Genomic DNA, 13030 nt, shown 5'->3' with positions numbered 1-13030 from the left:
CGCTGCGATGAAAGCAAAATACCAAGCGATTGCGTCGCTGCTCAGAGACCGCCAATTCAAAAAGGCAGAAGATGAAGCGAAAGAAGCAGTCCGACGAATACCGTTAGATGGGCAATTCTGGATGATGCTGGGGGAAGCGCTGCTGCACCAGGGATACGGACTTGCTGCGAAGCGGGTATTCGAGCGGGCTTGGCTCTTGGATCCTCAAGCGGAATGGGTTCATCGTATGTATGACAGGATCGCTTCTACTCCCCGTGGGGACGAACGATATGATATTGAGGGCTTACTCCATGTACCTCGAGTGAAGGTTGCTGCTGCGATTTTGACTCGCAATGAGGCTTCCCGGATATCGAGATGTATCGAAGCACTTCAGGCTGCGGTTGATGAAATCATTGTAGTCGATTCCTCAACGGATGAGACTCCTGAGCTTGCAGCCCGCTATGCGAAAGTAAAAGTAATTCCGATAGAATGGAGGGATGACTTCGCTGCAGCACGTAATGCGGCGCTGCCGCATTTGCAATCCGATTGGGTCATATGGATTGACGCCGATGAAGAATTGCTCGCCGAAGATGTGGGTGCGATCCGTGAAGTCGCAGGGCTGTTTCACAATCTTGAGACGATCCCGGTTCTGCATGTTTGGCATTTAAACCTTGTACATGGGGACATCCATCATGATTTTTCCCAATCTAGGATGTTTCCGCTCCAGCGAGGGCTTCAATTCTGGGGGCGGATTCATGAACAAATTGGGACTGCCGAAGGCATTTATGGACAAGACACCTACAGACGCACGGTTCGAATCCGGCTGCGCCATAATGGATACGATCCTGAAGTGGTAAAGACCCGCGGTAAGCTGGAAAGAAATATTCGTCTTCTTCGTTTGATGATCGAGGAAGAGCCGGGTAATCCGGGCCATTATTTGTACTTGGGTAGGGAGTTGCTTGCTAGTGGTGAGCAGCAACAGGCTGCGGAGATGCTTAGGAGGGCGGAACAGCTTGCTCTTCAGACGCCTAGCTTTGGCAGACAGCTGGATATTTACAAGCTGCTTGTCCATCTAATGATCGAGCAGAGGAAGTATGCGGAAGCGGAGAGCTACTGCTTGAAAGCGCTGGAATATGAACCGAATTTTCCGGATGCGCATTATTTGCTTGCACAAGTCAGGATAAGGCAGGCGGACGAGCTGTACCGTTTGGCAGAGGAAGCGCTTCATGCGGCTGTTCGTTATCTGCCTAGCTATCGCGGAACTGTAAACCCCGACTATCAAATTGGGGAATGGAAGGCAGAGGCTGCTCTCGCAGAAGCTGCAATTCGGAGCGGTCGGTTGTCCGTGGCACGAAGTCTGCTTGATAAGCTTAAGCGCCATCAGCCATCATGGGTGGAGAAGAGACTTACATGGATCGAGCGGGAACGTGAACTGCTGAACGCATCAAAGCCTATGGATTGATAAAAGGGTAAATGAAGGGCTCCGCAGTTTATGAATAAAACAAAACCGAGGCGAACTTCGCCTCGGTTCTTAGTATGAGGCCCAGAAGGGCCGGAGGATATGAGGAATTAAAGTAGGAAAGAGCGGGAAATGATCACTAACAGAATGAACAGCACCAGGATCGCACCAGTCGAAGAGTAAGCTCCTACAGCAGACATTCGTAAAACCTCCCTTATGAATATGTTTTTCCAACAGCTTATTTGGATTTGTCGGAAGGATGTTTGTGTGTGTAAGGTTGTTGTCATGTGCATTGATGTTTGTTCCTTGCCGTTGGTTTACTTTAGAATATGGCTTTATGTCCATATGTGTATAGACATTTATCCCAGTTATTCATAATTTGGGCGCAACTGGGATACGCTACGGAGGAAGATGAATCCGTGAGGGGGCGAACCATGTCGTGAGCAGCATCCAGCTAAGACCTGATTTGAAGACAGCGGGCGGTGAGGTCTGCGATATCTTGTTGGGTGATCAATTTGTAGGTACATTAACACTTGTATACAGGGAGATGGACCGGATAGCCGGCTCCATCCAGCTTGAGCACAATTTGCTGACCAGTCAGGATAAGGAACATGTCTATTCATTTGTTCAATCTCATATTCAGCACATGATAGATGCCCTGTATATTCAGGATTGTGAGGTTGTAGTTACATGCAGCGATTATGATATGGTGATTGCAACCGAGCCTGCTCGGCAGTCGATGGAATCAGGAAGTCCCAGCATATCCCGCATGGATGACGATGAAGCTGACTACGAGTGGGTTAGGGATGAGTCCAGATTTGATGACGTCGATCCGGAGAGCTGGGATCAGATGGATATGGCTGCGGACCCAAAGAAGCAATTAGGCTATGAGCTTGTGATTGTTAATGAGAAGCGGAATCTTGTGGAATATCACGTGTATGACGGTGATTCGGAAATCGTGGCTGAGGCGATCTTACATGTTTATGGATCGGAAGTCGTCGGAGAGATTCATTGGAAATTCGATCCTTTCGACGAAGAGATGGATCATGTATCGGAGCTGATGGTCGAGGACTTTGATGACGAGGAGACGGATACTTTCGTCTTCCATATGATCTATAACGGTGAGACTATCGATACGATTGAGCTTACGCATATTGATTTACTGGATGACGGCGATGAGATGTGGTCAGAACTAGAGGAACCAGACCGGGATGATTACAGCGTTATTTTAGCTAGAGACGATGGAGATACATTAACGTATGAAATTTACCAGCAATCCTACGGCGGGCTGCCTATCGGGACGGCAACAGTGGATATCAGCCAACGTCAAATAACGGGATTTATTGATTTTCGTGAGCCTGGCAGCAGCGATGACCGTGAGCTGATCGCGTCTCTTCTTCTTGAAGAACTGGATAAGGAAAAAGAGTATGAGACGGTGAATTTGTCCATGCTGTTCCGCAATAAGCTGATCGATGAAATTTTGTTTGAGACGGAGCACATCCATTAATGAAAAGGCATGAAGCTCTTCATCTGAAGAAGCTGCATGCCTTTTATAGTTGAGCATTAAAGCCAAGACTCCACGTTGCAGTGGATTTTATATGATTCAATTAGAACGTATTCGCTACCGTTACTTGATCCAAAGAAAGGCGTCCGGATGGTCTTGCCGGTTTCGCCGGCAGGCCTACGCTGATGAGCATAACAGGTACATAACGCTCAGGTACGTTAAATTCTTTAACGAAACGAGCAGCGTCGTATCCGCCCATTGGGCAAGTTTCATAGCCAAGCGCTTTAGCAGCGATCATGAGCTGCATAGCAGCCAGGGAAGCATTGCGAACCGCTTCGTCACGGGCAACCTGAGGATATTTATAGGCGCCTTCGACTTGACCAGCCAGGTTATCATACAATTCTTTAGGCATGTGACCAGCTTCAAGCAAAGGACCGAAAACGAGCTCATAATTTTTATTCGCTTCGAGGTCGCCAAGGACAGCAATGACAACGGAGCTTTCTACGATTTGTTTTTGTCCATAAGCGATAGGAAGAAGCTTTTCTTTGTAAGCCTGGTCTTCAATGACGACGAATTTCCAGTGCTGCAGGTTCCAGGAAGATGGAGCTTGGGTAGTAGAAGTAAGAAGCTGCTCAAGGTGCTCCTTAGGCATTTTGTGGCCGGCTTGATATTCTTTTACACTGTGACGCTCAGCAAGTACTTTCAATACTTCGGATTGGATAGCTTGTTGACTCATTAGGAATCCCTCCAATTAATTTATCTTGGTTATTGTCATTCTTAGGTGTGAAAATATACAGCTCATGCTTTGGAAAATTATCTATGTTAATGAACTGTAAATACATAAGTAACTGTAAAAAGTATAATGCCTGAAATTACTGTAATCATAATTGTTATAGAATAGAATGTCAAGGGTGTCTTTCGTCCTATCGAAAAATGTTGGATAATGGTAACAAGAGAGGGGTTGTTCGGATGAACATAACGCAAAAGGAGTTAAGTCATCTTGTTTTCTTGTCGGAAGTTGTTTTAACGGCGAAAAAAAAGAGCCTCATGGAAGAGACTCTACAGTGCTTGCTCTATATTGTGAAATCTGTTGAGGAAGTAGAATTGCCCGACTCCGTCGTAGATCAAATTGAGGGCTTAATCGCCATGATTGAATCCGACTTGCGGGAAGAGAATACCCGTGTGCAAGAGATTCGCAGTCATTTGGACTGGCCTCAGAATCGGCGCAAGCCTTTGGGATAATGATTCTTGAGCTGACCTTCGCTTTCTTTGCCCCATCCCAGAGCCAAGCCGTCCACGATTACAATCGCCCAGCCCTGTGTGCTTCGATCGGTGAAAAGGGTCTCGCCGCGGAGATAAGCGTGAGCTTCTGCGGAATCCGGGCTCAAATCGTACGTCCTAGCAGAGCGCAGCACCTCATGTGACACCGCTAGAGCTAAAGCATGCGACGGTTCGAAGCGGTTCTTCTTTACCTCGCCCAGATGCAGACCGGCGCGAAGTACCTTCAATCCTTCCAATTGGGCTATCGTCAATGGACGTTCTTTCGCCGCAGGCAGCACATACAGATGCTCACCGAATAGAAGCGACTCTCCTGTTGGAAGCTGATAAGCAGGCATTGCTTCGTTACATAAGCTTTGAAACATCGTCATCGCTTCTTTAACGGCTTTTTGCAGCTGCTGTTTGGATGGCGTGTTCGACGTGATCTTGCTCTTCTTGCCTGGCATGCGCGATGATGCTTCCTCTGATTCATCGAGATCGGAATGTGTATGCTGCTTTCGCAGCAGCGCCACGAAATGTCCTTCCCCTTTATGCTTATGCGGCCATATCCGTTCAGTTCGCACTACTTCCAGCTCTGGAAATCTCCGCAACAACTCATCTATTGTAGCTTCGTTTTCTTCCTTATTAAACGTACAGGTGGAGTAGGCCATCTGGCCGCCGGGCTTTAGCATCGTTACGGCATCCGGCAAAATATCCATTTGTCTGGCAGCGCACATCGTGACATGCTGCGGCGACCACTCGGCAATGGCATCGTGATCCTTGCGGAACATCCCCTCTCCGGAGCAAGGAGCATCCAACATGATTTTATCAAAGAAGGCTGGGAATTTACTTGCCAGCCGATCTGGCGCGGCATTGGTGACGACCGCATTGCGGATGCCCATGCGTTCTACATTCTCAGAGAGAATCTTGGCTCTGCCCGGATGAATTTCATTGGCGATCAGAATGCCTTCGCCGAGCATTTTGCCTGCGATGTGCGAGGTCTTGCCTCCTGGCGCAGCGGCCAGGTCCAATACAATGTCGCCAGGCTCTGGTGCCAATAGCTCTACCGCAGACATGGCGGAAGGCTCCTGAATGTAATAAAGGCCGGCTTGATGAAACGGATGCTTCCCCGGTCGAAGCGGTTCCTCGTAATAAAACCCGGTAGAGCACCAGGGTACGGGCTCCAGTTGAAATTGCCGGATCAGCTCCCGGATGATCGGACTGCTCATGTCAGCCTTAAGGGGGTTGAAGCGAACCCCTTGTGTTCTTGGTTGTTCGTAGCTTTGGAGAAAAAGAGGAGTTTCTTCTCCCAGCATATCGTTCATTTGTTTGATATAGGAAGCGGGCAGCTGTACCATTCGTTACTAACTCCTTTGTTGCGATTGTCAAAAAGTTCAAGACTATTATACCCTCTATGAAGGATTGTGAGAAGTTGACTCTCCGTGATATAATGGGGAGTACTTGTTTTTTCATAGATGAGGTGAATGATATGACATATGAAATCCCAAAGGATGTACAACTGCTGGGGCGTGACATCACAGAGCAGCAACTCAAATATCATCACAAATCCGTATTGGTTTCCAAGGAGTTTACGTTTGACAGCGCGCATCATTTGCACTGTTATGAGGGAAAATGTAAAAATCTGCACGGCCACACCTACAAGCTGCAAGTGATTATGCGCGGTAAAGTAGACAGCCGGGGGATCGCTATAGATTTTGGGGATATCAAACGAATTGCCAAAGAGCGTGTTGTCGACCGCTTGGACCACAAATATTTGAACGTTGTACTGCCGCCGATGAACACAACCGCCGAGAATATGGTGGTGTGGATGTACGAGCAAATTCAAGAAGCTTTACAGGAAGAAGGGCTATACCCGGCCATCATGCTGGAGGAAATTCGACTCTGGGAGACTCCGACGAGCTACGCGGCAGTTACCCGCCAGATGATGGAGGAGGAAGCGTAATGCTAGATACTCGAATCCCGATGGTGGAAATATTCGAGACGGTTGAAGGCGAAGGAACCCGTGCCGGGTTTCCGACCGTCTTCGTCCGTCTTTTGGCTGTAATCTGCGCTGCAGCTGGTGTGACACGACCTACAGCTACCCGCCTGCAGAGGCGGAATTTGTCATGACGATCGGTGAAATCGTTCAAGAAGTGCAGAAGTACCGTTCCAGGCACATATGCCTTACGGGCGGCGAGCCGCTGCTCTATGGAGAGAGATCGCTAGCTTTGGTGCAAGCGCTGGCTGAGTTGGAGCAGGTGGAGGATCTTCACATTGAAACGAACGGAGCCATTGATTTAACGATGTTCATAGAGCGGATCGAATCACCGAAGGTTCGCTACGTCATGGACTTCAAGCTGCCCGACTCCGGCGAAATGGAACGTATGGTAACCGGCAACTTTGCGCTTCTTCGCAAGCAGGACGAGCTGAAATTCGTCATTGGCAGCGATTTGGACTTTCAAACGGCTGTGGAAGTGCTCGAGCAGCACCCAACGAAGGCCTTGCCTATGTTCAGTCCGGTGTGGGAGACGATGCCGCCGCGCAAGCTGGTGGAGCTTATGCTGGATAAGGGTTTATCTCATGTCAAGCTGAATATGCAGCTGCACAAGATCATTTGGGACCCGGCGATGCGCGGGGTCTAATGCTTTTGCTTTGAGAATGGTGGAAGAAGAATGGTGCAAGAAGAAGTATGGAAGAATGGAGCGAATACACATATGAGTGAAACTGTGAAAAAAGCGGTCGTCATCCTGAGCGGAGGCTTGGACAGCACGACCTGTATGGGAATCGCGAAAGCGGAAGGATATGAGCTGTACCCGATTACGTTTGACTACGGACAAAGACACCGCATTGAGATCGAAAATGCCAAGCAAGTCGCTGAGCATTACGGTGTAGGCGCGCGTCACAAAATCATCAAGCTGGACTTCCTCAGAGATTTCGGAGGAAGCGCGCTGACAGACGAAAGCATTGATGTGCCGAAGGTATCGATGGATGCGGAGGATTCTGCTGAGATTCCGGTCACGTATGTGCCGGGGCGTAATCTGCTATTCTTGTCCATCGCGACTTCCTATGCGGAGGTTACCGGGTCAGAGGCTATTTATATCGGTGTCAATGCTCTCGATTACAGCGGCTATCCCGATTGCCGTCCGGAATTTATTGCGAAGGTCGAAGAAGTCATTGAATTAGCAACCAAGGTCGGAGTAGAGGGTAAAGGGATCGCGATCCGCACGCCGCTCGGCGAATGGACGAAGGCAAGAATCATTCAAGAAGGCCTGAAGCTGGGCGTGCCGTATGAATTGTCCACTTCTTGCTATAACGGTAAGGCGGAGGCGTGCGGTGAGTGTGACAGCTGCAGACTTCGCTTGAAGGGCTTTGCTGAGGCGGGTTCTGAGGATCCTATCGCGTATATGCATCGCTAGATCAAGCATAAGGGCCAAAGATGGAAGGACGGTGAGCGCGTGGCAAAGATACTCGTCGTGGATGATGACCCGGATATTCGCGAGCTGATCAAGGTTTATTTGATTGGCGAGGGCCTGGAGGTCATTGAAGCTAGTAATGGACTTGATGCATTGGAAATTCTGGATCGTATTCAAACCGATTTGGTTGTACTGGATATTATGATGCCTCATATGGACGGCTGGGAGCTTTGCCGCGAGCTCAGAGCCAGATACAGGGATCTGCCTCTGCTAATGGTCACTGCGAAGGGGGAGTCGACGCATAAAGTGAAGGGATTTCAACTAGGGACCGACGATTATGTTGTGAAGCCTTTTGACCCTGTGGAGCTTGTTATGCGGGTGAAGGCCCTGCTTAAGCGATATCGGATCGCCTCGTCGCAAACCGTCCAAATCGGAGGCACACAGATTGACCGGAGCACCTATGAAGTTCGGCTGGACGGAAAGAGGTTCGTTTTACCGCCTAAGGAATTTGAGCTGCTGTATAAGCTAGCAAGCTATCCGGCGCAAATTTTTACAAGAGCCCAGCTTATCGAACAAATTTGGGGAATGGATTACGAAGGCGACGAACGAACGGTGGACGTGCATATTAAGAGATTGCGCGAGCGCTTTGAGCCTGTGACCGACGAGTTTCATATTGCTACCATTCGAGGGTTGGGTTATCGTCTTGAGGTTCAGTCATGATCAAAACCCTGTATTTACGAGTAGTCCTTACATTTACAGCCGTGGTGATTGTCAGTGTCTTACTTTCTTTTCCGATCTCGTTGTTCCTATACACGAATCAAATTACGACCGAAATTCAGAATAAACTGCTGAGTGTAGGCAAAAGCGTTGCCAAGATGAGCCAGGAAGTGAACTCGCTCCAATTGGAATCGCTATTAACGGGAAGCACGGAGCTTAATGACGGCTATATCCTAATCCTCTACGACAGCCTAGGCCATTCAGAGGCTTACGGCGTGCAAGTGGCTAATCCGGACCTGCACATCTCCGAACAAGATGTTAAGAGTGTCCTGCAAGGGAAGGCGTACAAAGGGATTGAAGTGAATTACCGCGATTTCAGATATCCGGCCACGTTAAGAATCGGAGTCCCTCTTACGGTGAGCGGCAAGCCCTATGCCCTGTTTGTTATGCCTCAATATACGGAAGCAGCACGGAAACAAATCAATATCGCCATTATTTCCGTTTTGTCTATCGTACTGGTTCTAGGCAGTATTTTTATTCTGGTGGCTTCCCGGTATATCGTCAATCCCATCAAGAAATTGACTTTGGCGACCAATCGATTAGCCAGAGGTAATTTTGATGTGAATGTAACGGTGAAGCAAAAGGATGAGCTTGGTCTTCTGGCTGACAGCTTCAATCACATGGCCGGTGAGCTGAAGCAGTTGGAGCAGATGAGACAGGACTTTGTGTCCAATGTCTCGCATGAGATACAGTCTCCTTTAACCTCGATCCGCGGATTTTCGAAAGCGCTGCGTCAGCCTGATCTGAAGGAAGAGTCGCGGCTTCATTATTTAGAGATCATTGAACGCGAGAGTGAGCGGCTCTCTCGGTTAAGCGAGAATCTTCTGAAGCTGGCTTCCTTGGAGTCCGAACACCATCCGTTTCAGCTAACGACCTTTGATCTCGACGAGCAGCTTCGCAGAGTGGTTGTGTTCTATGAACCTCAGTGGTCGGAAAAGAAGCTGGATATGGAGCTTAAGCTGCCCAAGGTGAAGATCAGTGCCGATGCGGATCAACTGAATCAGGTGTGGGTCAATCTACTAGGCAACGCGATTAAATTTACACCTGAGCATGGCAAAATTGAGGTTTCACTTATACCGTATACAGATCATGTGCAAGTATCCATTAAGGATACCGGCATCGGGATACGCAAAGAAGATCAGGAACAGATATTCACTCGCTTTTATAAAGGGGATACCTCCAGAGAGAGAAGCAAGGGCGGCAGCGGTTTGGGACTTGCCATCGTCCGCAAAATCATCGATGTCCATCAAGGAACAATTGAGGTGCAAAGCGAACTGGGACAAGGCGCAATATTTATCGTTTCGCTGCCGATTTTGACCAAGCATAGAAAAAAATGAAGAAGAGCTGTCGAAGCTCGCAATCAAATATGCGATTAAACATTGTGACCTTGGAGGCTTCTTCCAAGGTTTTTTTTACTTGTTCATATTGGGTTCATATTCAGCTAGTATCTTATTGTTACAAACGCTAGCCGGATATGCGCAGCGTGATGGTAAAGAGAGGAGTGCAGGAATGAACCGACTTACGAAGTTTTCTATGAAAAACGTCTCGGCCTTATTCATTATGATGATCATGCTGTTTGTGGGCGGATTTTATTCGTCTACACAGCTTAAAGTTGAGAACATGCCGGACGTTTCATTCCCTGTTGTAGTCGTAACGACAACCTACACAGGAGCTCCCAAGGATGTCATGGACGAAGTAACCGATCCGCTTGAGGAGAAGCTGGCCAACATTGAAGACTTGGATTCCATGACTTCAACATCCAGTGATAATTTCTCTTTGATTATCATGATGTTCAAACAAAATGTAGACACAGACAAGAAGAAACAAGATGTGCAAGACCTGCTGTCAGAGGTTAATTTGCCTGCCGCTGCGGGAACACCGAAAGCCTCTACCTTCGGTGCGGCCTCATCTCCTTCCAACTATCTGGTTGCTTACGCTCAGAACGGTATGAGCCAAACCGAGCTGGATAAGTTGTTTAAGGATACGATCAAGCCTGGATTGGAAGGAATAAAAGGCATTGACCATATGGACATTGTCGGTGCGCGTGATACATCACTTGATATTGAATTAGATGCCAGCGCGATGGATGTATATGGTCTATCTCCTGCTCAGCTAACGGGCGCAATTAATGCTGCTGTCGCGAAGAGCCCAATCGGCAGTGTAGAGATCAGCGGCAACGATAAGATGGCTCGGGTAACCGGTAATATTACCAGTGTATACGAATTGGAGCAGCTTGAAATTACAACGCCGAAAGGCGACATTGTCACCTTATCTCAAGTTGCGCATGTGAAATCCATTACGGAGTCCGACTTTAACGGACGACTTGACGGCAACCCTGCAATCGGCATGATTTTGTATAAAGCAAGCAGTGCCAATGCGGTTGACTTTTCCGGAGAGATTGGGAAGAAGATTCAGGAATGGAAGACGACGATGCCGAACGTTACGTTCAAAAACACGTACGACAGCGCCGACCAAATTAAAGATTCCATCTCCGGATTAATTCGCGAGGGTATTGTCGGAGCGATTCTGGCTTCGATTATGATTCTTGTATTCCTGCGTAATGTGCGGATGACGCTGATCGTGCTCGTGTCGATTCCGCTGTCCATTCTGATTACACTGCTTCTCATGTCTCAGCTTGGACTGACGCTTAATACCATGACCCTTGGCGGAATTTTTATTGCAGTGGGAAGGGTCGTCGATGACTCGATTGTTGTTATTGAAAATATTTACGCTTCATTAGAAAAAGCGCAGCAGCGCAATGAGTCGGTTATTGCCTTGGCGACCAGCCAAGTTTCGATGGCGATTACGTCCTCTACACTTGCAACAGTCGGAGTATTTGCTCCGCTTGCATTAGTTACAGGCGTGGTCGGGGGCTTCTTCCGTCCTTTCGCTTTGACGATCGGATGCGCGCTCTTGTCTTCTCTGATCGTTGCTTTGACGGTAATTCCGATGCTGGCGAAAATATTGGTGCTGCGAGGTAAACCTGGCAAAACTCACGATGAGAACCAGCCCAGCAAGCTTACCAACTTCTATGAATCTGTTCTTTCTTGGAGCTTGAAGCACCGGATCAAAACACTTCTGATTGCGGGCTTGCTGTTTGTTCTGACAATTGGGGCAACCATTCCGTTACTATCGGTATCGTTCATGCCGAGCTCCAAGGCGTCCAAGACGATGTATTTTCAATTGAAACTGCCTTATTCTACGTCGTTTGAAGCTACAGACGCCAAGACGAAGGAAATTGAGAAGGTACTGATGGACACCAAGGATTCTAACGGAAATAAAGTGTTCGACTTTGTTGAGGCGCTCGTCGGTTATGCCGGTGACGATGAAAGTCGTACCCCGTATGCTTCGCAAATTTTCGTTGAAGTCAACGATAAAGTTGATCCAGATGTAGTCAAGAAGCAAATGAAAGACTTCATTCTGTCTGAGCTTCCTGCGGGCTCCGAGGTTCAGCCGAAATCCATGGAAGGCGACTACGGAGTTTCGTCAACAGACTTTGAATATACGTTGCAGGGGGAAGATCAGCTTCAGCTGGAGAAAGCAGCCGCACTCGTAAAAGAGAAGCTGAATACATTCCCGGAGCTTAGTGAGGTTGAAGATAATCTTAGCGATGAGAAGACAGAAATCGAAATTGCCGTTGATCAGAAAAAAGCAAGAGCGTATGGTCTAAGTGCATCGACTGTCCGCGATACGGCAAGAGCTTGGATTCAAAAGCAGGATTTAGGCGATATGAAATTTGATAATATTGTGTACACCACAACGGTATCTTTGGACAAAACCGATAAAGATACACTTGAAAAGCTTGGCAACATTCCGCTCACCAGCACGAGCGGCTCGACCGTTTTGTTGAAGGAAGTTGCCAAAGTCAGTGAAATTCAGGGTGCAGCATCCTTGTCCAGAGAAGATGGCAAACAGCTTGTCAAGGTATCGGCTAAAATTAACTCCACCAACAAAACAGCGGTGAGTGCGAAGCTTGCCATGGCCTTGAAACAAGTAGAACTGCCGGAAGGCGTTTCGCCGAAAGTCGGCGGTGTCTCCGAGGATGTCAATGAAAGCTTTAAGCAATTATTCGTAGCGATGGCTGCAGCTATCTTCGTCGTGTACTTGATTATGGTTCTGGCATTCGGTAACGCAGGTGCCCCATTTGCGATCTTGTTCTCCCTGCCGCTGGCAGCGATTGGCGGACTGCTGGGTCTCGTAATTGCGAGGGAGCCGCTGACGGTTACCTCGATGATCGGGTTCCTCATGTTGATTGGTATCGTAGTGACGAATGCGATCGTACTTGTTGATAAAGCACAGCAGCTCAGACAGGAAGGCTACACGGTACGGCATGCCCTGATCGAAGCAGGTAAGGTTCGTCTTCGTCCGATTATCATGACGGCAGGTGCAACGATTATGGCGCTGATGCCGCTTGCGTTAGGAATATCCAGCGAAGGCGGATTGATCGGAAAAGGTCTCGGTGTTGTCGTAATCGGCGGTCTAACTACTTCTACGGTACTAACACTAGTAGTTGTACCGATCGTATATGAGCTTATCGAAAGCATGAAAAACCGAATCAGCCGGATGTTTGGGCGGAAAAAAGGCAGCGAGTCAGCAGCGCCGAACACCATGGAAGTGTAATCAAGATCTAATCAAGATCAT

Annotated in this window: 11 protein-coding genes and 1 pseudogene; 9 read left to right on the top strand and 3 right to left on the bottom strand. The window is 48.3% G+C overall.

The genetic code is table 11. The features are described from left to right. Positions 1-7: 7 nt before the first annotated feature. Positions 8-1441: a glycosyltransferase gene (locus tag L0M14_RS17335; protein WP_235117915.1), complete on the top strand. Its 1434-nt coding sequence runs from the start codon at positions 8-10 to the stop codon at positions 1439-1441. A 107-nt stretch (positions 1442-1548) separates the two neighbouring features. On the opposite strand, the gene L0M14_RS17330 is transcribed toward L0M14_RS17335, so the two are convergent. Next, positions 1549-1638, bottom strand: a complete 90-nt coding sequence (locus tag L0M14_RS17330; protein WP_235117914.1) for a YjcZ family sporulation protein — start codon at positions 1636-1638, stop codon at positions 1549-1551. A 239-nt stretch (positions 1639-1877) separates the two neighbouring features. Here L0M14_RS17330 and L0M14_RS17325 point away from each other — a divergent pair, with 239 nt between their 5' ends. Continuing rightward, on the top strand, positions 1878-2945 hold the full coding sequence (locus L0M14_RS17325; protein WP_235117913.1) for a hypothetical protein: 1068 nt from the start codon (positions 1878-1880) through the stop codon (positions 2943-2945). 100 nt (positions 2946-3045) lie between these two features. Here the strand turns inward: L0M14_RS17325 and L0M14_RS17320 are convergent, their stop codons facing one another. Next, positions 3046-3678 (bottom strand): nitroreductase family protein, encoded by a 633-nt coding sequence (locus L0M14_RS17320; protein WP_235117912.1) that lies wholly within the window; start codon positions 3676-3678, stop codon positions 3046-3048. A gap of 233 nt (positions 3679-3911) precedes the next feature. Between L0M14_RS17320 and L0M14_RS17315 the strand changes: the two genes are divergently transcribed. Then, a complete protein-coding gene (locus tag L0M14_RS17315) occupies positions 3912-4184 on the top strand; it encodes a hypothetical protein (protein ID WP_235117911.1) in 273 nt (90 codons plus the stop codon). On the opposite strand, the gene L0M14_RS17310 is transcribed toward L0M14_RS17315, so the two are convergent. Next, positions 4157-5557: an RsmB/NOP family class I SAM-dependent RNA methyltransferase gene (locus L0M14_RS17310; RefSeq protein ID WP_235117910.1), complete on the bottom strand. Its 1401-nt coding sequence runs from the start codon at positions 5555-5557 to the stop codon at positions 4157-4159. The two genes, L0M14_RS17315 and L0M14_RS17310, sit on opposite strands and share 28 nt — an antisense overlap. A gap of 131 nt (positions 5558-5688) precedes the next feature. On the opposite strand from L0M14_RS17310, the gene queD reads away from it, so the two are divergent. The 6 genes and pseudogenes from queD (at position 5689) to L0M14_RS17280 (ending at position 13009) form a co-directional block, all read left to right on the top strand. Continuing rightward, positions 5689-6162: a 6-carboxytetrahydropterin synthase QueD gene (gene queD, locus L0M14_RS17305; protein WP_235117909.1), complete on the top strand. Its 474-nt coding sequence runs from the start codon at positions 5689-5691 to the stop codon at positions 6160-6162. Continuing rightward, positions 6162-6841: pseudogene (locus L0M14_RS17300) on the top strand (7-carboxy-7-deazaguanine synthase QueE). The gene queD and the pseudogene L0M14_RS17300 overlap by 1 nt, the downstream one beginning before the upstream one ends. 30 nt (positions 6842-6871) lie before the next feature. Then, positions 6872-7615, top strand: coding sequence for a 7-cyano-7-deazaguanine synthase QueC (gene queC / locus L0M14_RS17295; RefSeq protein ID WP_235117908.1), 744 nt, complete (start codon positions 6872-6874; stop codon positions 7613-7615). 39 nt (positions 7616-7654) lie between these two features. Continuing rightward, positions 7655-8332 carry a response regulator transcription factor gene (locus tag L0M14_RS17290; protein WP_235117907.1) on the top strand — a complete coding sequence of 226 codons (678 nt, stop codon included), beginning with the start codon at positions 7655-7657 and terminating at the stop codon, positions 8330-8332. Beyond that, the gene (locus L0M14_RS17285) at positions 8329-9726 is read left to right on the top strand and encodes a sensor histidine kinase (RefSeq protein ID WP_235117906.1); all 1398 of its coding nucleotides are present in this window, start codon (positions 8329-8331) and stop codon (positions 9724-9726) included. The genes L0M14_RS17290 and L0M14_RS17285 overlap by 4 nt, the downstream gene beginning before the upstream one ends. 172 nt (positions 9727-9898) lie before the next feature. Continuing rightward, positions 9899-13009, top strand: a complete 3111-nt coding sequence (locus L0M14_RS17280; RefSeq protein WP_235117905.1) for an efflux RND transporter permease subunit — start codon at positions 9899-9901, stop codon at positions 13007-13009. The last annotated feature ends 21 nt before the right edge of the window (positions 13010-13030 follow it).

The sequence above is a fragment of the Paenibacillus hexagrammi genome (assembly GCF_021513275.1).
GTDB lineage: Bacteria > Bacillota > Bacilli > Paenibacillales > NBRC-103111 > Paenibacillus_E > Paenibacillus_E hexagrammi.
The sequence above is the reverse complement of the archived record's forward strand: the minus strand, read 5'-3'. Positions and strand labels throughout refer to the sequence as shown.